19 protein-coding genes are annotated in these 20,511 nt (G+C 70.0%); 11 read left to right on the top strand and 8 right to left on the bottom strand.

The features are described from left to right. Positions 1-174 precede the first annotated feature (174 nt). The 6 genes from ID554_RS30880 to ID554_RS30855 are packed head-to-tail and all read left to right on the top strand — an operon-like array spanning position 175 to position 5,836. On the top strand, positions 175-2,967 hold the full coding sequence (locus tag ID554_RS30880) for a DUF4040 family protein (protein WP_117230030.1): 2,793 nt from the start codon (positions 175-177) through the stop codon (positions 2,965-2,967). Further along, entirely contained in the window at positions 2,964-3,380 is a 417-nt protein-coding gene (locus tag ID554_RS30875) for a sodium:proton antiporter (protein WP_117230031.1), read from the top strand. Before ID554_RS30880 ends, ID554_RS30875 begins: the two co-directional genes overlap by 4 nt. After that, a complete protein-coding gene (locus ID554_RS30870; protein ID WP_117230032.1) occupies positions 3,377-4,891 on the top strand; it encodes a monovalent cation/H+ antiporter subunit D family protein in 1,515 nt (504 codons plus the stop codon). Before ID554_RS30875 ends, ID554_RS30870 begins: the two co-directional genes overlap by 4 nt. Further along, entirely contained in the window at positions 4,888-5,247 is a 360-nt protein-coding gene (locus tag ID554_RS30865; protein ID WP_117230033.1) for a Na+/H+ antiporter subunit E, read from the top strand. The genes ID554_RS30870 and ID554_RS30865 overlap by 4 nt, the downstream gene beginning before the upstream one ends. Then, positions 5,244-5,501, top strand: coding sequence for a monovalent cation/H+ antiporter complex subunit F (locus ID554_RS30860; RefSeq protein WP_117230034.1), 258 nt, complete (start codon positions 5,244-5,246; stop codon positions 5,499-5,501). The genes ID554_RS30865 and ID554_RS30860 overlap by 4 nt, the downstream gene beginning before the upstream one ends. After that, the gene (locus ID554_RS30855) at positions 5,498-5,836 is read left to right on the top strand and encodes a cation:proton antiporter (RefSeq protein WP_117230035.1); all 339 of its coding nucleotides are present in this window, start codon (positions 5,498-5,500) and stop codon (positions 5,834-5,836) included. Before ID554_RS30860 ends, ID554_RS30855 begins: the two co-directional genes overlap by 4 nt. 14 nt (positions 5,837-5,850) lie before the next feature. Here the strand turns inward: ID554_RS30855 and ID554_RS30850 are convergent, their stop codons facing one another. The 3 genes from ID554_RS30850 to ID554_RS32260 form a co-directional block, all read right to left on the bottom strand. Further along, positions 5,851-6,570 carry an ABC transporter permease gene (locus tag ID554_RS30850; protein WP_117230036.1) on the bottom strand — a complete coding sequence of 240 codons (720 nt, stop codon included), beginning with the start codon at positions 6,568-6,570 and terminating at the stop codon, positions 5,851-5,853. A 26-nt stretch (positions 6,571-6,596) separates the two neighbouring features. Continuing rightward, on the bottom strand, positions 6,597-6,779 hold the full coding sequence (locus ID554_RS32265; protein ID WP_199489265.1) for a hypothetical protein: 183 nt from the start codon (positions 6,777-6,779) through the stop codon (positions 6,597-6,599). A gap of 141 nt (positions 6,780-6,920) precedes the next feature. Next, on the bottom strand, positions 6,921-7,211 hold the full coding sequence (locus ID554_RS32260) for an ATP-binding cassette domain-containing protein (protein ID WP_199489266.1): 291 nt from the start codon (positions 7,209-7,211) through the stop codon (positions 6,921-6,923). A gap of 58 nt (positions 7,212-7,269) precedes the next feature. On the opposite strand from ID554_RS32260, the gene ID554_RS30840 reads away from it, so the two are divergent. Together ID554_RS30840 and ID554_RS30835 are read left to right on the top strand one after the other, a co-directional pair. Then, a complete protein-coding gene (locus ID554_RS30840; protein ID WP_117230037.1) occupies positions 7,270-8,226 on the top strand; it encodes a sensor histidine kinase in 957 nt (318 codons plus the stop codon). After that, a complete protein-coding gene (locus tag ID554_RS30835) occupies positions 8,223-8,825 on the top strand; it encodes a response regulator transcription factor (protein ID WP_117230038.1) in 603 nt (200 codons plus the stop codon). Before ID554_RS30840 ends, ID554_RS30835 begins: the two co-directional genes overlap by 4 nt. A gap of 82 nt (positions 8,826-8,907) precedes the next feature. Here the strand turns inward: ID554_RS30835 and ID554_RS30830 are convergent, their stop codons facing one another. After that, a complete protein-coding gene (locus ID554_RS30830) occupies positions 8,908-10,479 on the bottom strand; it encodes a serine/threonine-protein kinase (protein WP_117230039.1) in 1,572 nt (523 codons plus the stop codon). Further along, positions 10,479-13,658, bottom strand: a complete 3,180-nt coding sequence (locus tag ID554_RS30825) for a type I restriction endonuclease subunit R (protein ID WP_117230040.1) — start codon at positions 13,656-13,658, stop codon at positions 10,479-10,481. The genes ID554_RS30830 and ID554_RS30825 overlap by 1 nt, the downstream gene beginning before the upstream one ends. A gap of 357 nt (positions 13,659-14,015) precedes the next feature. Here ID554_RS30825 and ID554_RS30820 point away from each other — a divergent pair, with 357 nt between their 5' ends. The 3 genes from ID554_RS30820 to ID554_RS30810 are packed head-to-tail and all read left to right on the top strand — an operon-like array spanning position 14,016 to position 17,735. Continuing rightward, the gene (locus ID554_RS30820; protein WP_158573805.1) at positions 14,016-15,578 is read left to right on the top strand and encodes an asparagine synthetase B family protein; all 1,563 of its coding nucleotides are present in this window, start codon (positions 14,016-14,018) and stop codon (positions 15,576-15,578) included. A gap of 1 nt (position 15,579) precedes the next feature. After that, the gene (locus tag ID554_RS30815) at positions 15,580-16,527 is read left to right on the top strand and encodes an ornithine cyclodeaminase family protein (RefSeq protein ID WP_117230042.1); all 948 of its coding nucleotides are present in this window, start codon (positions 15,580-15,582) and stop codon (positions 16,525-16,527) included. Positions 16,528-16,541: 14 nt separating this feature from the next. Further along, on the top strand, positions 16,542-17,735 hold the full coding sequence (locus ID554_RS30810; RefSeq protein ID WP_117230043.1) for a pyridoxal phosphate-dependent aminotransferase: 1,194 nt from the start codon (positions 16,542-16,544) through the stop codon (positions 17,733-17,735). On the opposite strand, the gene ID554_RS30805 is transcribed toward ID554_RS30810, so the two are convergent. From ID554_RS30805 to ID554_RS30795, 3 genes are read right to left on the bottom strand one after another with little or no spacing between them, the layout of a single operon-like run. Next, positions 17,726-18,721, bottom strand: a complete 996-nt coding sequence (locus ID554_RS30805; protein WP_117230044.1) for an NAD-dependent epimerase/dehydratase family protein — start codon at positions 18,719-18,721, stop codon at positions 17,726-17,728. The genes ID554_RS30810 and ID554_RS30805 overlap by 10 nt on opposite strands. 23 nt (positions 18,722-18,744) lie before the next feature. Beyond that, the gene (locus tag ID554_RS30800; protein ID WP_158573806.1) at positions 18,745-20,007 is read right to left on the bottom strand and encodes a hypothetical protein; all 1,263 of its coding nucleotides are present in this window, start codon (positions 20,005-20,007) and stop codon (positions 18,745-18,747) included. Between the two features lie 9 nt (positions 20,008-20,016). Continuing rightward, a complete protein-coding gene (locus ID554_RS30795) occupies positions 20,017-20,487 on the bottom strand; it encodes a PIN domain-containing protein (RefSeq protein ID WP_117230046.1) in 471 nt (156 codons plus the stop codon). Positions 20,488-20,511 lie beyond the last annotated feature (24 nt).

Raw genomic sequence — 20,511 nt, 5'->3', positions numbered from 1 at the left:
GGGATTCCGCCGGATCGGAGTTCGCTCACCAGGGCGGATGTGACTAGGATGGCTGGTGGGTGTGCCGGGAAGCCTGGTCGGCGGTAGTCGAGCCGACCCCGAAAGAGACTCCGTGCCCCTTGTCGCCCTCCCGCTGAGCTCACCCGCGCCCATCGACCGGATCAGGGCTGTGTCATGTCCCTGATCCTGACTCTCCTCGTCGTCGCGGCATTGGTGCCGCTGGTCCCCGTGCTCACCCGCCTGCTCGGGCGGCAGGCCGGCTGGGTCCTGGCAGCGGGACTGCTGCTGGCCTCGGCGCCGCTCATCCACGGCAGCGCGGGTACGCAGACCGTGTCCGAGACCGTGGCCTGGATGCCGACGGTCGACGTGGCCTTGCGGCTGCGGCTCGACGGGCTGTCGATGCTGTTCGCGCTGCTGGTCCTCGGGATCGGCGCCGTGATCATGGCCTACTCGACGTCGTACCTCACCGATCGGCGGCCGAGCGGCTTCTACACCCTGATGACCGGGTTCGCCGCGGCGATGCTGCTGTTGGTGCTGGCCGACGACCTGGTGGTGCTGTGGGTGGCGTGGGAGTTGACCACCGTCTGCTCGTACCTGCTGATCGCGCGGTCCGGCCCGACCGCCGGGCCGCCGGCGACCCGCACGTTGCTGGTGACGGTGGCCGGTGGGCTGTCGCTGCTGGGTGCCGTGGCGCTCGTCGCGGCTCGGACGGGCACCACCGAGCTGACCGCCGCGTTGGCGCACCCGGCGTGGGGCGCCGACCCGGTGTTCGGCACCACGGTGGCGGTGCTGGTCGCGGTGGCGGCGATGACCAAGGCAGCTCAGTTCCCGTTCCACTCGTGGCTGGCCGACGCGATGGTCGCTCCCGCGCCGGTCAGCGCCTACCTGCATGCCGCCGCGATGGTCAAGGCAGGCATCTACCTGCTCATGCTCTTCGCCGGTGCGGCGTCACACGCGCCGGTCTGGCCGGTGCTGCTGGTCACCGTCGGCCTGCTCACCGCCGTGATGGGCGCGCTGTTCGCACTGCAACGCCACGACATGAAGGAACTCCTGGCGTACTCGACGGTCAGCCAGCTCGGCTTGCTGGTGGCGGTGATCGGTGTCGGCACCACCGAGGCGATGCTGGCGGCGAGCGTGCACGTCGTCGCACACGCGCTGTTCAAGTCGGCCGCGTTCATGCACGTCGGGCTGATGGAGCGGCGTACCGGCACCCGCGACCTGCGCCGGCTGCGTGGCCTGGCACGGTCGATGCCGTGGGCCGCGACGATGATCACACTCGCCGTGGCCAGCATGGCCGGAGTCCTGCCGACCCTCGGGTTCATCAGCAAGGAGATGATCTTCGAGGCCATGCTCGGTGCACCCGCCGCGGCGGCGGTCGGCTGGCTGGTGGCGCTGGTCGCCGCCGCCGGTGCGGTGCTGACCGTGGCCTACAGCGCCCGGGTGATCCTCACCCTTCTCCCCGGGGCCGCCCCGGAGGTCCGACCGTGGCGCCCGACCGCGTCGATGTCCGCGGCGATCAGCCTCACCGCGCTCGCTGGTGCCGTCCTCGGAGTCGCCGCCTGGCTACCCGCCGACCTCGTCCGCAACGCGGCCGCGGCGACCGCCGGCACCCCGCTCGCCGAGGTCGGCGGCGTCTACCTGTGGCACGGCTTCGGTGGGCCGCTGATGCTGTCGGTGCTCGCCATCGCGGCCGGTGTGCTGCTGACGGTGTGGCGGGGCCACACCGACCGCCTCCTGGACCGGGCGCTGTTCCCGGGCTCGGGCGTGCGGGCGGTCCAGGCCCTGCACGACGGCACCATCGCGTTCGGTCGCCGGGTCGGTGCCCTGACCCGCAGCAACGCCCCGGCGGCCCACATCGCGACGCCGGTCGTGCTGCTCGGGCTGGCCGGGCTCGGCGTGGTCGCCGTCTGGCCGGGCGCGCCGCCCACCCTGCGTCCGCACGCGCTGGACGTGGGGCTGCTGGTGGTCCTGGTGGTCGGGATCGTCACGGTGGTCCGCGCCCGGGTACGCCTGACCGCGGTCATCGCCACCGGCGTCGTGGGGTTCTCCGTCGCCGTGTGGTTCTTCGTGCTCGGCGCCTCCGACGTGGCGTTGACGCAACTGCTGGTTGAGATCCTCACGGTCGTGATCATGGTGCTGGTGCTGCGTCGTATGCGTCCCCACTTCGCCCCCGTCGGTACCAGGCGCTCTGTGCTGGCCGCCGCAGCCGCCCTCGCCGCCGGGATCACGGCCACCCTGGCGACCCTGGCGTTCACCGGACACCGGCCGCTGTCACCGGCGGGGGAGCACTTCCTGCGCGAGGCGCAGAGCCTCACCGGCGGCACCAACATCGTCAACACCATCCTGGTGGACTTCCGCGCCCTGGACACCTTCGGTGAACTCGTCGTCGTCGCCGTCGCGGCGATGGCGGTGAGCGCCCTGCTCACCGCCCACCCGGCGGTCGAGGGCACACCGCAGCCGCAGGTAGACAACCCGTTGTCCGACCCGCAGCGCAACGCCGTGTTCCTGACCGTGCTCGACCGCTTCCTCGTCCCGCTGATGCTGCTCGGCTCGCTCTATGCGCTCCTGCGGGGCCACACCGCACCGGGTGGCGGGTTCATCGCCGCCCTCCTGGGAACCTGCGCGCTGGCGCTGGCGTACCTGTCGGCGTCCTCCGCCCGTACCCGCATGCTCCAGCGGCCCTACCTGGCCATCGCCGGCGCCGGCATCGTGGTGGCGGTCGCCACCGGAGCGCTGGGCCTGTTCGACGGCTCGTTCCTGCGACCGCTGCACGCCGAGGTCCTCGGGGTGAAACTGACTACCGCCCTCGTCTTCGACGTCGGCGTGTACCTGGCGGTGTTCGGGGTGATCCTGGCGGCCCTGCGCCTGCTCGGCACCCCGTCGGCGGACCTTCCTGGTCGACAACCGTCGATGCCACCGGACCAGCCCCACACCGATGTCCGCCAGACCGGGGGGGCCCTGCCGTGATTCTCGCGCTGACCGTCGGAGCGCTCGTCACCGCAGCGGTCTACCTCCTGCTGCAACGCGACTTCCTCCGTGTCGTGCTGGGCTTCGTCCTGCTCAGCCACGGCGTCAACCTGCTCCTGCTCAGCTCCGGGGGCATCAACCAGCGCGGCGAGCCGCTCGGACAGGACCCGGATCCGGCGACCACCGCCGACCCGCTGCCGCAGGCGTTCGTGTTGACCGCCATCGTGATCGCCTTCGCGATCACGATCTACCTGCTCGTCCTGGCCGTCACCGGCCGGCCCCGACCGTCGGGCGACCAGTCGGCCGATCCGCCGCAGCCAGATGTCCCCACAGCGCCGACCGAACCCACCACGACAACCGCAGGGCCCGACCGTACCGACCAGGCTGATGCGCGGCAGGAGGCGACGTCGTGACCAGTACGCTGCTGCCGCTGCTCGTGGCGGTCCCGCTCGCCGGCACCGGGGTCACGGCCTTCGCGCGTGCCGACACCCGATGGCCGATCCGGCTGCTGGTCACCGTGCTGGCCGCCAATCTGGCCGCCGGTGTCGCGCTGGTGACCGCGACCCGCGACGGCACCGTCTTCGCCCACGGAGTGGGCGGCTGGGCACCCGGCATCGCGATCCCGTTCGTCGCCGACACCCTCGCGGCTCTCATGGTGACCGTCACCGGGCTGCTCACCCTGGTCTGTGTGCTGTTCGCGCTGGCCAGCGGCACCGGACGGCTGCGGTTGTTCGCACCGCTGGTGCTGGCCCTGACCGCCGGCGTCAACGGTGCGCTGCTGACCGCCGACGTGTTCAACCTCTTCGTCTTCATCGAGGTCATGCTGCTGCCGTCGTACGGGCTGTTCATCCTCGCCCGGCGGCGGCAGGGTCACCCGGCGGCGGTGAGCGGCTCCCGGTTGTACGTGACGTTCAACCTGTTCGTCTCCACCGTGTTCCTTGCCGGGGTCGGCCTGCTCTACGGCACTGCCGGCACCGTCAACATGGCCGAACTCGCCGGCGCCGCCGGCGACTCGCCGCTGGTGGCGGCCGCGACCGCGATCTGTCTGTTCGCCCTGGCGATGAAGGCGGCGGTGGTGCCGACCCACGGCTGGTTGGGCCGCGCCTACCCCGCGACCTCCCCGGCGGTGACCGCCCTCTTCTCCGGCCTGCACACCAAGGTGGCGATCTACGCGATCTACCGCATCTACGCCGTGGTGTTCGACGGGGACCAGCGCTACCTGTGGATCGGCCTCGTCGTGTTCAGCGCGACGATGCTCGTCGGCGTGCTGGCCGCGGTCGGCGCGGACACCATGCGTTCGATCCTCGCCTTCCACATGGTCAGCCAGATCGGCTACATCCTGCTCGGGGTGGCCCTGTTCACCCCCGCCGGACTGACCGCCGGGATCTTCTACCTGCTGCATCACATGATCGTCAAAGCGTCGCTGTTCCTGTCCACCGGCGCGATCGAGACCCACTACGGCACCGGCCGACTCGACCGGCTCCGAGGGATCGTCCGCCGCGAACCCGTGCTCGCAGTCAGCTTCGGTCTCGCCGCACTGTCGTTGGCCGGCCTGCCACCGCTGTCGGGGTTCGTGGCCAAACTGACCCTCATCATGGCCGCCGCCGACGCGGGCCACCTCGCAGTGGTCGTCATCGCGCTCGCGGTCAGCCTGATCACCCTGTTGTCGATGCTGAAGATCTGGAACGCGGTGTTCGCCGCGCCCGCCGCACCGGACAGCCCCGACGACCCGGCCGCCGGCACCGGACAACTGCTCACCGCCGAGCGCACCAGGGTCAAGACCAGCCTGGCCGTACCGGCCGCGATCCTGGCGGCCGTCACCGTCGGCCTCGGCCTCGGCGGTGAGGTCCTGCTCGGCCTGGCCTCCACCGCCGCCGACGGCCTGCTCGACACCACCTCCTACCTTGAGGCGGTACGGCGATGACACGCCTACTCACCCTCCCGATCCGGCTTGTGCTGTTCGCGCTCTGGTTCGCCGGCCAGATCGTGCGGTCCTCCTGGACGATCCTGGCCGACATCCTCACCCCGGGCCTGGCCACCACCCCCCGCGTGGTGCGCATGCCGCTGGACTCCCGCAACGACCTCCACGTCGCGCTCATCGGTGTGCTGATCACCCTCACGCCCGGAACCCTCACCCTCGGCGTGGTCGCCCACGACCAGGACGGTCAGGCGCTGCTCGTGCATTCCATGTACCACCCGGACACCGAGAGCGCCCTGACCGACCTCCGCGACATGGAACGACGCATGCTCCTCGCCATGAGCCTCGGAGACCCACCATGATCATTCTGGACATCGCCATCGCCGGCTGCGGATTCGCCTTCCTCGTGTCGGCCTACCGCATCGCCCGCGGGCCCACACCCGCCGATCGCGCCATCGCCGCCGACCTGCTTACCTTCGCCGTCGTCGGCCTCATCGCCCTGATCGGCGTCAGAACCCACCGCCAGGGCACCTTCGACCTCGTCCTGGTCGCCACCCTGGTGGCGTTCCTCGCCGCCGTCTCCCTGGCCCGCGCGATCGCGAACGGACGCCGATGACCCTGGAGATCGTGGGACAGGTCCTCGCGCTCCTCGGCGCGGCCATCTTCGTCGCCGCGGCCATCGGCCTGCACCGCCTGCCCGACCCCTACACCCGCACCTCGGCCGTGGCCACCGCCGCCGGACTCGGTGTCACCTTCATCGTCGCCGGAGCGGCCCTCATCGCCCCCCACCTGCCGAACACGGTCAAGGCGATCATCGCCATCGTCCTGCAACTGGCGACATCGGCCGTCGGCGGCATGGTCATCGCCCGTGCTGCCGTGCTGTCCCGGCACCGATTCAGCACCGACACCGTCACCGGCGAGATCACCGACCAGCCGGAAAGGGAGAGCTGAGAACGTGTCGATGCTCATCGGCGGGGCTCCCAACGGAGGAGTCGGGTGGCGAGGGCGACGGCGACGGCGACCCAGCCCAGCGTGGGCGCGAGCAGGAGCAGGGAGTCGGTCACGGCGACGCCGCCGTTCCAGGCGTTCATGGTCAGCTCGGTGGCCGCGCCGCCGGGCAGCAGCCGTCTGAGCCAGGCGAGGTCCGCCGTGCCGGTGATGCCCACCCAGCTTGCCACGCCGATCACGCCGAGGGTGACGGGAAGCGTGGTGACCTGGGCGTGCTCGGGTGAGTTCGTCAGTCCTGCGGTGGCCAGCGCCAGGCCGACCATCATGGCCAGGGTGGCGATGGTCGCCACCACGAGCAGGAGGATGTCGGACGGCTGACCGGCGACGACGGCCAGTGCGATCAGGATCGCGGTCACCTGCACCGCGGCGAGGACGACGACGGGCAGCAACAGGCCGGCGAGGATGCCGGCGTCGCCCTCGGCGGTGGAACGCAACCGCTTGAGGAACAGGTTCTGCCGCCGCGAGGCCAGGGTGGTGACGGCGGTGGCGTAGAGCCCGAACGCGGCCACCGTGAACATCACGATCGCGGCGATGTAGCCGAGGCTGCCGATGGCGGCGAAGGTCTCGTGCTGGCGGACGAAGAACACACAGACCGCGACCGGGACGATGAGGCTGGTGATCAGGACCAGCCGGTTGCGGAAGATCTGGATCAGCTCGCTGGACGCGATGGACAACATGGTGACACTCCTGTCGAAGGGGCGGATCAGCTGCCGAGGGCGCGGAACACGTCGTCGAGCCGGGTCGGCCCGGCCGTGAGGTCCCGCAGCTCCACGGCGTGGTCCTCGGCCCACCGCAGCAGGAGGTGCAGGTCCTTCTGCAGGGCGAAGGTCTCGGCCACGACCGTGCCGTCGGCGTCGACGACAGCCGGCAGCGGCAGCGCCGGCACCGCCGGGGGGCAGGGTGAAGCGGATGACCGCCGGCAGGGTACGGGTCAGTTCGGTGACGCTGCCCTCACGGTGCAGGCGGCCCTGGTGCATCAACCCGATGCGATCGGCGCGCTGCTGCGCCTCCTCCAGATAGTGGGTGGTCAGCACGATGGTGGCACCGTTCTCCCGCATCCGGTCCACCGTCGCCCAGCCATCCCGGGACGTACGGCGCGGCGGTCCTGCGGGCTGTGCCCGAAGACACGCACGGTGCCGGAGGTCGGCTTCCGGTGCCCCTCGACGACCTCCAGGGTCGAGGTTTTCCCGGCCCCGTTGGTGCCGAGCAGCGCGTAGAGCTTCCCGCGCCGCACCTGGAAGGAGACGTCCTTCACGGCGTGGAAGTCGCCGTAGGCGAGGTTCAGCCGTTCAACGTCGATGACTGGTGTGTTGGACATGCATCCATGACAGCGTCGATCGTCGTCACCCGTCAGTGCGACCACGTCATGACCGGATGTGACACGGTGTCACTGGTCGGGGCCGGTCACTGCCGGATACTGGGGTGGTGACTGCAAGATCGGCGCGCTGGTCACCGGCAGCCCGAACGCCTGGTGGGGGGTCTGCGCCGTGGGCTCCCTCGCCCTGCGCGAGGTGCGTCGGCGCATCCTGGCGGCGGTCGCGTTGGTGGCCTACGTCGCCGCCGTCGGTGCGACACGACTCCTGGTGGAGCGGGACGACGTACGCCAGGTCCTGGTCGCCTACGTCCTCGTCCCGGCCGTCCTCACCGTCGTCGTGACGCTGATGACGGTGGTGGGCGAGCGGTTCTACGACCTGATCCGGGAACTCGAACAGACCCGGGAACGCGAGGCGGAGCTGGCGGTCGTGCGGGAACGCTTCCGCTTCGCCAGCGACCTGCACGACATCCAGGGCCACACCCTGCACGTGGTCAAGCTGAAGATCGCGCTGGCGCAGAAACTGCTGGTCCGCGACACCGCACGGGCGGAGAAGGAACTGCGGGAGACGTACGCGCTGGTCAGCGACACCATCGCCCAGACCAAGGAACTCGCCCACGCGCAACGGCGGCTCAACCTCACCGCGGAGATCGAGAACGCGAAGAACCTGTTCGAGGCCGCCGGCATCCGGGTCCGGGTGACCCGGGAGGCCGAGGTCGACTCCCGTGCCGGTGAGCTGCTCGGTCAGGTGCTCCGCGAGACGACCACCAACATCCTGCGGCACGCGCAGGCGACCCAGGTGCAGATCACGCTCTCCGAGTCGGGCATCACCATCGTCAACGACGGTGTGACCGGGGACGGACCCGCCGAACTCAGCGGGCTGTCCGTCCTCGGTCAGCGGGTGGCGGACGACGGAGGTGAGTTGACCGTGCGACAGCAGGACGGGCGGTTCCGGACCGCCGCGACGTTCCCGACGGCGCACGCCGGAACCCCGTCGACTGCGGGCAGGGACGACGGATGACCACCATCGTGCTCGCCGACGACGAGGTGCTGCTGCGTACGGCCCTGGCCGCACTGCTGCCGCTGGAGGGTGACATCACCGTCCTGGCCGAGGCGCACGACGGCCAGTCAGCAGTCGAGGCCACCCTGCGGCACCGGCCCGACGTACTGGTCATCGACCTGGAGATGCCCGGCGTGGACGGCCTCGGCGCGGTCGCGCAGATCCGTCGTTCGCTCCCGGACCAGGTGGTCCTCATGCTGACCCGGCACGCCCGCCCCGGCGTGCTGCGCAAGGCGCTGCGGCTCGGCGTCCAGGGCTTCGTCAGCAAGTCCGCCGAACCGGCCCACATCACCTCGGTCGTGGCCACGCTGCACGCGGGCAGACGCTGGATCGACCCGGACGTGTCCGCGCTGGCCATCACCGAGGACTGCCCCCTGACCGAACGGGAGGCCGACGTGCTGCGGGTCACCGGGGAGGGCTACTCGGTCGCCGACATCGCCGCCCGACTGCACCTCGCGCCCGGAACCGTACGCAACTATCTCTCCAACGCGATGCGCAAGACGCAGACCCGGACCCGCCACGAGGCGGCCCGCTACGCCCGCGAACACGACTGGTTGTGAGCCAGCGGGCCGACTGACGGATGCAAGGAAGGGACCCCTACTAACGCCTCGTGTATAGGAAGGGTCCCTTCCTTGCATCCGGTCAGCGAGTGAACCGGAGCCGGGCGAGCACCTCGGCGACCTCCTGGGTCTCCTCATGGTCGGGGCCGTAGACGACGCAGAGGTCGTCGTGCAACGGCCGCAGTTCGTCGACGGCCTCGGCCGCCTTGCCTTCGGAGAGCAACACCATGCCGATGTTGCGGCGCAGTTCGAGGGCGGTGGGGGAGGCGTCGCCGGAGGCGGCGCGTACGTGGGCCAGCACCTGCCGGAACTGACGCAGAGCCGCAGTGGTCTGGCCGAGTTCGGCTCGGCAGTGCGCTGCCTGACGCAGGCACTCCAGGGCGTCCTCGCTGGTCGGGCCGGCGGTGCGGGCGTAGGCGGCCGCGAGGGCGTCGAACTCGGGTAGCGCCCGTCGGAAGTCTCCGCCGATGACGAGGATGGCGGCTCGCCGGGAGCGCAACGCCAGTACGCGGGGGCTCTCGGCGCCGAGAGCGGCACTGGCGGGGCCGATGACCTGTTCGAGCAGCTCCGCCGCCTGGGTGAAGCGTTCGTCGGCCAACAGGTCGTCCGACCGAGTGACCGCTGCCCGGATCGCGTCCCGCGCGTCGGTCCGGAGCATCGCCGCTGGGTCGGCTGCCGGCGTCTCGCTGCGTGGTGCCGGTACCACGGGTGCGGGCTCGGGCCGACGGCGCGGCACGTTGGGTCGCCGGTACACCAGCGTCGGATCGGGCATGGTGCGGTGTGCGGAGTGGGAGACGGTCGGTGTCGATCCGGGCAGGGGCAGGAAGGGCAGCAGCCGCTCGTAGACGTCGTAGGCCTCTGCGGGACGGTCCTCGGGCGCCTTGGCCAGCAGTTCGAGGACCACTTCCTCGATCGCTGTGGGCACGTCGGGGCGGAGCGTACGCAGGGGCGGGGGCGGCTCGGTGACGTGCTGACGCCACAGTTCGAAGTCGCTGCCGCCGACGAAGACCCGTTGCCCGGTGAGGAGCTCGTGCAGGACACAGCCGAGGGCGTACAGGTCGCTCTGTGGCGTGATCTGCGCACCATGGATCTGCTCGGGCGACATGTAGTGGTGCGTGCCGATGGCACTGCCGGTCGCGGTGAGCCGGGTGACGTCTGTGCGCAGGATGGCGGCGATGCCGAAGTCGAGGAGTTTGATCGCTCCGTCTGCGGTGACCAGGACGTTGTCGGGCTTGAGATCACGGTGCACGACGGGGACGGCGTGGGCGTGGGACAGGACCGTGCAGATCTGCGCGGCGATCGCGGCGGCCCAGGTGGCCGGTAGCGGCTGCTGCGGGTCGATGAAGGCTCGCAGGGCAGTGCCCCGGACGAACTCCATCACCAGGTAGAGCCGGTCGTAGGAGCGGTCGAGGACGGCGTCGTACACCTGGGGCACGCCGTGGTGCTGGATACGGGCGGTGACGCGGGCCTCGCGGCGGAACCGCCTGGCCAGTTCATCGGCCTGTTCCGGGCTGTGTACGGCGTCGGGGCGGATGAGCTTGATGGCGACCTCACGGTCGAGGACGCTGTCGTAGCCGCGCCAGACCTGCCCCATCCCACCGGCGCCGATCTCCTCGACCCGTTCGTACCGGCCCGCGATCGACTCTGCCCGCATCAGGCGGCCTCGCCGTCGACGACTCCCTCCTGGCGGCGGATCAGCCGCCAGGCGGCGCTGCGGGCGCTGCGGTTGAGCGAGCTGCGGAAGTCGGACTGCGGCCCGTGGTAGCGGCGGCCGAGCTCGGCCGCGCTCTCGAAGTGGTCCATCATCTTCTCCTCGAAGACCGGGATGAAGACGTGACCGAAGTTCTCCTCGTCGTTGGCGACGGCGGCCTGCCGGACCTTGGGTTCGGCCATCGCCTCGTTCAGCGGCTTGACCACGTCGTCGTCGCTGAAGCTGGTGCCGAACCGCTCGTTGAACCGCTCGATGAGCGCGGAGAGCAGGGTCTTCTCCGGTTCACTGGCACCGCCGGAGCCGTCGCCGAAGCCCTTCATCTCGGCCGCGCCCTCGGGGGCGAGGCTGACGTCGTGCTCGCCGGTCTTCTCCACCCGCAGGTGGCTGAGGTCGACCTCACCGATGTCGACGCCGCCGTCGCCACGTCGGGGCAACCGGTTGAGCAGGTGCCGGCCATAGAGGTAGAGCCGTTCCAGCTCCGTGTCGGTGTACGGCACGATCTGGGCGAGGAAGCCGTACTTGCGGACGTAGTCGGTGAGGTCGGCGCGGAACTCCTCGGCCGCCTCACCATCGCCCTCGTCCTCACCGTGGAGCAGCTCGTCGAAGCGGTCGACGGTGGGCTGAAGGTGCCGATAGAGCTCGGCGTGCAGCTTCTCCCACTTCGCCGCGTTCCCGACGGCCTGCTCCTCGGCCGCCAGGTACGCCTCCACGAACGCCTGCATCTCCGCCTCGACCAGCAACTGCGCGGACATCACCCGACTCTGCGCGGTGTAGAGCAGGTTCGGGTCCGAGGGCAGCGTCTCCGCCTTCTCGAAGTAGGGCCGGAACGCCTCCTTGACGTCCTCGGCGTCGTTGACGAAGTCCAGCACCGCCAGGTCACCCTGGCTCTTGCGGTCGGCGGTCCGGTTGAGTCGGGACAACGTCTGCACGGCCGAGACACCGGTGAGCTTCTTGTTGACGTACATGGTGGTGAGCAGCGGCTGGTCGAAGCCGGTCTGGTACTTCTCCGCGACCACCAGGATGCGGTATTCGCGCTGGCCCGCAGCGGTGCCGGCGCGGCCGGTCCGGTCGTCGGCCCGGGTGTAGGCGAACGCCTTGGGCAGGTTGCTCTCCGCCAGCCCGCCGTTCTCCTTCGACTCGGTGACCTCCTCGCCCTCGTAGCTGAGCGTGCCGGAGAATGCGACCAACACCCCCGGGTCGGGGTAGTCACAATCGGCGAGGTACCGCTTGATCGCCCGGGACATCTGCACGGCACTCTGCCGGGAGGCGGTGACGACCATCGCCTTCGCCCGGCCACCGAGCCGCCCGGCGGTGTGCGCGCGGAAGTGTTCGACGATGATCTGCGCGTGCTGGGCCACGGTGGAACTGTGGGTCAGCGCGTACCGGGCAAGCTCCTTGTTCGCCTTGGACGAGTCGACCTCCTTCTCGTCCGGGTTCTCGTTGACCAGCTTCCAGTACGTGTCATAGGTGACGTAGTTGCGCAGCGGGTCGAGGATGAAGCCCTCCTCGATTGCCTGCCGCATCGAGTAGGTGTGGAACGGGTGGTACTTGCCGTCGGCGCCGAGCGTGCCGAAGAGTTCCAGGGTCTTGGCCTTCGGCGTGGCGGTGAAGGCGAAGTAGGAGATGTTCGCGCTGCGCTGCCGCTTACGGACGCTCGCCGCCAACTTCTCCTCGGCGGTCCGTGGCCCGGCGGCGCTGGTCGCGCCCGCCTCGTCGGAGTCCGTGTCCAGGCCGAGGTCGCGCAGCACCCGCCGCACGTCGGTGGCGGCTTCGCCCGCCTGCGAGGAGTGCGCCTCGTCCACGACGATCGCGAACCGGCTGCCGCGGATCTCGGTAGGGTTGCGCTGGAGGTAGTCCTTGAGGGCCGGCCAGGTGGCCAGCGTGACCGTGACGATCTTGCCGGTCTCCTGCGAGAGCGCCTTGGCGAGCTGCTCCGACTTCGCGCCGTGCCGCTCGTCGATCTTCACGACCAGCCCGGCGGTCTGCTCGAAGCTCCCCACCGTGTCCCGTAGTTGGGAGTCCAGGTTCCGCCGGTCGGTGATGATGAGGACCTTGTCGAAGACCGGGCTGCCCGGCGTGACACCGGCAGCGAGCGCGTCCGGGTCGAGCGCCGCCGGATCGTTCGGGGTGTGCAGCGACGACAACCGGTGCGCGAGCCAGGCGATGGTGTTCGACTTGCCCGAGCCGGCCGAGGCCATCACCAGATAGTGGTGCCCGGCGCCGTGCCGGGCCGCATGCGCGGTCAGCCGCTTCACCGCGTGCCACTGGTGATAACGCGGGAAGATCAGAGTCTTTCGGGTACGACCGTCCGCGCCCTTCTCCTGATGCAGGTGCACGAAGCGTTCCAACAGGTCGAGCCAGTTGTCCCGTTGCCAGATCTCCTCCCACAGATAGGAGGTGGCGTACCTGCCGTACCCGTCGGCCGGCGGGTTGCCCTCCCCGCCGGGGCGTCCCGGACCCTCGCTGCCGGTGTTGAACGGCAGGAACCAGGTCTTCGCACCCCTCAGTTGGGTGGTGACGAAGACCAGGTCCGGGTCGACGGCGAAATTCGCCACCACCCGGCGGGAGAAGATCAGCTCGGTCGGGTCGCGATCGGTGCGGTACTGCTCCTTGGCGTGCTCGACTCCGGCGCCGGTGAGCGGGTTCTTCAGCTCGGCGGTGGCCACCGGGATGCCGTTGAGGAACAGCGTCAGGTCGAGCCGGTGGCCCCGGTCGGCCTGCTTGGTCGCGTACGCCAACTCCCGGACCACGGTGAGCCGGTTGCGCCGGTAGTCGGCCAGGATCGCCTCCGACTCCACAAACGACGGCTTGAAGTACGCGAGCCGGATGCGTACCCCGTGGTCCTTGACGCCCTTGCGGAGCACGTCCAGCAGACCGGTGTCGGCGATCGCCTGGTCGAGCCGCTTGGTGAAACCGCGCTGGGCGGCGTCCCGGTCCCCGCCGTAGTAGGTGACCAGGTCCTCCCACTCGTCGGGCTGGGTCGCGCCGATGAACATGAACAGCTGCGCGGTGTCGAGACCGAGCTCGGGACGGTAATCGGCCGGGTCGCCCTCCAACCAGCCGTCGCCCAGCAGCGCGGCGAGGATCGCGTCACCGAACGCCGACTCGTGATGCACCGCCATCTCGCCACCCCCACCGATGGATCAGGGCGCTCTCCCTGATCCATTCGTCGGAGCCTACTGAGAAGCGGGCGTACCGCACAGTCACCCGGCGACGACGGCGCGGCACATCGCCACGCGGCTCTTTGCGCTTTCCCCGCCAGCGGGGGACGGGCGATGGGGCCGCCTCCGGAAGAACCGCCCCGACTGTCTGTCGGGAACCCGGTTGTGGCGTTGTCGACGACGTCACGTCCGGTACCGTGCTGCTCACTGCAGGAGGCTGGCGCTCACCGGGGCGTGTCGGTCCCCGCCGACAACCGCGCTGCGCCGACCAGGAGCGCCATGCGTGGACATCCAGAGCCACGCCGAGGAGTCGGTGAGATGTGTGGCATCGCTGCTTCATACCCGGTCGACGACGCTTTCATCACCGCGGCGCTGCGTGCCCAGGCGGCACGCGGACCGGACCAGACCGCAAGCGTCGATCTCGGGTTCTGTGCGCTGGGCGTGAACCGCCTGGCGATCAGCGGACTCGACGGCGGCCACCAGCCCCTCGGTTCCGCTGACGGGTCCGTCGTCGTGGTCTTCAACGGGGCCATCTACAACGCCGACCGACTGATCGAGCGGTACGGTCTCACCCCGCGCAGTGGCAACGACGGCGAGATCATCCACTTTCTCTATCAGCGGTACGGCCTGAGCTTCGCCGACCATCTGGAAGGAATGTTCGCGATCTGCCTGGCGGATCTGCGGCGCCGGGAGCTCGTGGTGGCCGTGGACCAGGTCGGCATCAAGCCGCTGTACTGGTGCGACACGTCGCGGGGCCGGTACGTGGCGAGCACCCTCGCGGCGTTCCCGCCCGAGCTGCGCCGGCAGGTCCGGCGGGTACCACCCGGCACGGTGTGGAGCACCTCCGGCGAAGGGCGGCGAATCGTCCATGAGCACACCCTCCAAGGGGCCCTGGGTGACCTGCTGACAGCCTCGGTCGCCGAGCAGCTCCCCCATGAGGTCAGGTGGGGGTGCATGCTCAGCGGGGGAGTGGACAGTTCACTGATCGCCCGCATCGCGACCGAGTTCGTCGGGGCGGGCGCGGTCGAGACCTTCACCTGCGGCACCGGATCCAGCACCGATCTGACGGCGGCGCGGCAGGTCGCGGAGATGCTCGGCACCAAACACCACGAGATCATCGTCGACCCCGACGAACTGCCAGAGATCGTCGACCGGGTGGTCGAGGCCACCGGATCCTTCGAGCGGTGGACGGTCATGGCAGGGGTCGGGACCTACCTCACCGCGCGTGCCGCCCGTCAGGAGGGGACGAAGGTGCTGCTCTCCGGCGAGGGCGCCGACGAACTGTTCGGCGGGTACGACGAGTTCCAGGAAGTGCCGACGCCCTACCTCGACTCGATGCTGTTGCAGTACCAGGCGGATCTGGGCGTGTCGGAGTGCCTGCGGCTGGACCGCTGCACCATGGCGCACGGCGTCGAGGTGCGGGTGCCGTTCCTGTGCACCCCGGTCATGCGGCACGCGCGGGAGCTGCCGGTCGCCGACAAGATCCGCACCGTGAACGGCGTACCGGTGCGCAAGTGGGCGCTGCGCGAGTTCGCGCGGACGCTGTTGCCGGCGCACGTGGCCGACCGGCGCAAGGAGGAGTTCACCAACGGTTCCGGGTTGACCGCCGAGTTGCGCCGCATAGCGGAGGCGATGTTCCCACCGACCCGGGTGGCCGACATCGTGGCAGCCCATCCGTCTTTTCCGGTCGACGACCCGTTCTCCGCCTGGTTCTTCACCCGATGGTGGGAAGCCAACGGGAACAGCCTGGGCGACAATTGGCAGTCCATGGTGGACAGAGGGCTGTTCCGTCAGCAATGGTCGATCTACCACCAGCCGAACGGCCGTGACTTCGCGCTGTACCGCTCGGCTCCCGCCTCTGGGAAAGGAAACGCGGAATAACGTGAAGTTCCTCGACGACGACGCAGTACGCGCAGCGCTCGACGAGGTCGACGTGCTGGCGGCCATCGAGGCCGCGTTCGTCGGCCTCGCGGCGGGCGACACGGTGCAACCGGCCCAGTCGGTGGCGGTGCTGCCGGGCGAACGGGGCGACGTCATCTACTACCCCGCTGCGGTCCTGCGTGCCCGACACCTCGGTGTCACCGTTTCCCCCTACCTGGCACAGCTCGCCGAGGCGGGGGAGGACCCGGTGACCGCGTACACACTGGTGCTCTCGGCCGAGACCGGTCGTCCCCTGCTGCTCTGCGACTCCCGGCGGCTCGTGGCCGCGCGCACCGGTGCCACCACGGCCCTCGCGGTACGCGCCCTCGTTCGTCCCCGCAGCGGTCGTGTGGCGATCATCGGCACCGGCCCGATCGCCGAGTCGCACGCCCGGTACGTTCTGCAGGTCGGGCAGTGGGAGTCGATCCGCTTCTATTCACCGTCGATCAGCGGAGCCGGGACGATCGACGCGGCTGCGGCGGCCCGGCGGGAGGCGCTCGCGGCGATCGACCCGGCCGCCGGCTTCGCGACCTCCGTCGAGGACGCGGTCAGGGACGCCGACGTGGTGATGCTCTGCACCTCGTCGTCGACTCCGGTCCTGGATCCGGGCCTGGTCGCGCCGACCGCCCTGATCACTGCGGTCGGCACGGACGGTCCCTCGGCACACGAGATCCCTCCGCACTGCCTGCCCGATCTGGACGTCTACTGCGACTACCGGATGACCACGCCGGCCTGGGCCGCAGACATGGTGCTCGCACGGGAGCAGGTCGGCTGGGACGCGGCGAGCATCATCGCCGATCTGCCCGAGATGCTGTCCGCACCTACCACGTCGGGGACGGGGCGGACCCGCTACTTCCGCTCCATCGGCCTCGGCCTCGAAGATCTCGCACTGGCGGGCCTGCTGGTGTGACGGCGGCTCGGGAAGTGGGCCGTGACCTGCTCCTCGGCGCGGGGCTGACGGAGCAGGAGCGGTTCGTCGCCATGACCGCGGCGGTCGACCTCGGACCGGGTTATCCGCAGCTGTCGCTGCCCACCTGGCTAGTGGACGTGCTCACCGACGAGGCGACGATTCGCCGGACGCTCGCCGTGGACAGTCTCAGTCCGCACCGGCCGGACCGGATGTCCTGGGAACGCGAACTGGTCGCCGTGGTCCGTGGTTTCCTCGGGATACGCGACGACGCCGGCATCCACGGCTTCGTCACCTTCTCCGGCAGCGCGGCCCTGGACCGTGCCATCCGGGCCGCGCTGATCGAGGGCGGCACCCTGTTGACGACGAACCCGTCCATCGACATAGCCACGAAGATGACCGTGGAGGACGGTGCGGCGCGCGTACGGTACGTCGCCAGCCAGCCGTTCGTCGACGAACTGGACCTCGACGAGTTCCGCGCGGCCATGCGCGAGGACATCCGGGCCGTCCTGATCACCTCGCCGCAGAACCCGACGGGCCAGGTCTTCTCGGCCGCGACGGTGGACACCGTCATCGACGCCTGTCTGGCCTGCCGGTCGGTGCTGATCGCGGACCAGACGTTCTGCCTCTTTCCCGGTGCCGGGGGCGAGCCGGTGCCGCTGCTGCCGAACCTGGCCCCGCCGGAGCTGGACTGGATCTGCGTCTGGGACACCGGCAAGACCTTCGGCCTGCACGAGGACAAACTCGGCTTCATCTTCTGTAGCGCGTCGTTGTCGCACCGGGTGATGTCCAGGCTGAACACACTCCAGTTCGGCGTGTCCCGACGCCTGCTCGCCCAGTTCGCCGTCATCCTGGCCGACCCCCGGGTATGGCAGTACCTGGCGGACCTGAACCGGACCGTGCACCGCAACGCCAGGGAGTTGGCTGCCGCGCTGGTCGACACCGGGTTGCGCCCTGTGCCGCCGACCGCAGGCAGCCTCATGCTGCTCCAGCTCGACGACCGGCTGGTGATGACCGAGACGGAGCTGTCCCGGTTCCTGCTCACCGCGCACGGCATCGGGGTGGTGGACTTCGGCAGCTTCGTCCACGCCGCCGTACCCGGCGCCGTGCGGGACCACCGTTACCTGCGGGTGGCGCTGGCCCGCGATCCGGTGGTCATCGACGTGGCGGCGGCCCGCTTGCGCGCCGCGCTGGCCGACCTTCAGCGATGAGGGCGGGCCTTCCACCGCTGCAGCAGCTCGGTCTCGGCCTCCGGCGTCATACCGACCGGCTCCGGCACGGGCGTCGGCGAGGCGCACTCGTGCTGGTACAGGTCGCGGATCGTCTCGGGAAGGGAACGCGTGACGAGACCGACGCCGATCGCTCGCGCCGGGTCCGCCGCCTCCAGCACACCGTCCGGGCTGGCTCCGGGCCACAGCGGTAACGACGTGCCGTCGACGCCGGCGGCGAGCAGGAACTCCCGGTCCACCCAGGTGAGCGTCACGTCGTCGTGGCCGACGACACCGACGATGTCCGCCAACATGGTGCCGAAGGAGACCGGAGGGAAAGGATGTGCCAGGTGGTAGGTGCCACCACTGCCCGCTTCCAGCATCCGCACCAACCACTCGGTCAGGTCGCGGACGTCGATGAGCTGGAACAGCGCGTCCTGCGGGCCGGGCGCGAGCACCTCTCCGCCTCGGGCGATCCGCTGCACCCACCAGGTGAAGCGGCCGGTGTAATCCAGCGGACCGACCACGTACGTGGGACGGACGATCAGCGGATCGGAGAACGTCTCGGAGGCCGCCCGTTCGCACAGGGCCTTCAACCCGCCGTACGTCTCGTCGGTCATGTCCTCGGTGGTGGGGTCGGAGAGGGCGACGAGCGGCGCGTCCTCGCGGAAACCGTACCGCTGCGGCGGGGCGTAGACCGCCGTGGAGGAGAGCAGCACGTACCGGCCGGACCGTTCACCCAGGGCTGCCCCGACCTGGCGCACCTGCCGTGGCACGTACGCGCTGAAGTCGACGGTCGTGTCCCAGGTGCCATCGGCGAGCAGCCCCAGGTCCCGGTCCCGGTCTCCGATGACCTGCTCCGCGTCCGGGAAGAGGGTGGTCGAGTGCCGACCTCGGTGGAACAGCGTCACCGAGTGGCCGCGACGTTCGGCCGCGATCACGAAATGGCGGCCGATGAATCTCGTCCCGCCCATGACCAGAATGCGCATGTGATCCCGCTCAACTGTAGGTGTCAACCGCTCGTTCCGCCGACTCGGGAGATCTCGTCCGCGGGGGGCGACGTCAGGGTATCCGTGGCCCGCTGCCCGGCAGACGCATCGCGGTCCGGCGCGGCGCCTCGAACAGATCTGATCAGCACCCACATGTACAGCGTGATCGCCACCAGCTGCGCCACGATGCCGACCTTCACCAGCACTTCAGCGGTCGGTGTGAAATCGGCGGGCGTGGTCGGCATCAGGTACAGCGGATAGCAGACCCCGATGACGACGATGAAGCAGAACAGCGCTACGCCTGCGCCGAGATGCGACGGTAGCCGGAAGGCGGTCAGTTCGTCGTGGAGTTCCCGCAGGGCCTCCTCGGACCGGTCGAGGTCGTCGCGGAGGCCCGCAGCCGTCGCGGCCATCGGCCCGCTCCGGAAGCCGCGTAGGCCGATCTCCAGTGCGGCGAGGGCCCCGCCCCGCCGCTTCGCCTCCTCCTGTTGCTGCGGCGACCCCGACGAGACCGACTTCGGTGAGGTCAGGTTGCCGCGTCGTCGGATCGACTCGATGGCCCGCTCGAAGGCGTCCCGGACGAGGTCGACGTCGACGTCGTCGTGCGGATGTCGAACGGCCCACCGGGCGAAGGATCGCAGGTCGGCATTCCGGTCGAGTTCGGGAATCGTGTCGGCGACGAGTGCATCGGCCGCGCGCCGGTTCTCGACGAAGGTGAGCGCGATCTCGTGGAGATACTCCGCAGGCTGACCGACACGCAGCCCGTGCAACCGGTGCCGTACGTCGGCCGGGGGCGGCGCCTCGTCGTCGTCCTCGTAGCAGAGACGCAGCCAGGACAGGAGCAGGTCGCGCAGAGCCGCATCGTTGTGTCGGTTCTGCTCATGCCACCGTCTGCGCAACGCGGCGGTGGACCGCTTCCGCTCGCGGAGCAGCTCGGACATGCTGTTCCGCGCCGAACTCAGGTTCAGTAGGGCGGCGAGCACGAAGCCGCCGAGGATCGCGGCGACGGTACCGGCGACGGAGGCGACGGTGCCGAGAAACTCGTTCGGATCGGCTTCCTCGGCCTCGGCGTCGGCGGGCGGTGCCGAGGCCGGCGCGTCACCCGGCGCGGACGGCGTCGGCGGGCCGACCTCGGTGCGGGGAACGGCGCTTGCCGACGCCGTGGCATCGGCCGGTGCGGCTAGGGCCCGCGTGCCGTCGGGAGGCGACATCGGGCCGGTAAGGGTCAATGTGACCGTGGCGAAGACCGCCGCGCACGCGAGTGCCCCGGCCACTGCGACAGACACCCCGCGCACCTATGCCTCCGCACGCAGTTCGCGATCCGGGCCGGAGCGCGACTCGTCGAGCAGACGATGAAACGCCGTCCCGTACGCGACGACGCGGCGTATGCCGTACCAGCGGATGAATGTGACGCTGACACAGTCGACGAAGCTGGCACCGGTCCGACGGGCGTACTTGAACCGTTCCCAGGCCGCCTGCTGCACCACCGGTTCCGGCTCGATCACCTGCGCGAAGTCACCCCGCCAGAGACGCCACGTGAAGGTGACTGCGATCAGGGGATCGTCGTACTCGGCACAGCGCCGGGACATCTCCACAGTGATCTGCCGGGTGGTGACAAGCGACTCCGGGGCACAGCGGGCGATCGCCGCCACCACGTGCTCGTGATGGATGTCGTCGCGGTCGAGGAGTGCGCGCCACGCACTCGTGTCGACGAAGGTCAGCTCGGCGGCGGTGCGGAGATCAACCCTGCTCTCGTCAGTGCTCACGGCGGCTCACCTCCCGCTGGATCA

This window comes from Micromonospora craniellae (assembly GCF_014764405.1).
GTDB lineage: Bacteria > Actinomycetota > Actinomycetes > Mycobacteriales > Micromonosporaceae > Micromonospora > Micromonospora craniellae.
The sequence above is the reverse complement of the archived record's forward strand: the minus strand, read 5'-3'. Positions and strand labels throughout refer to the sequence as shown.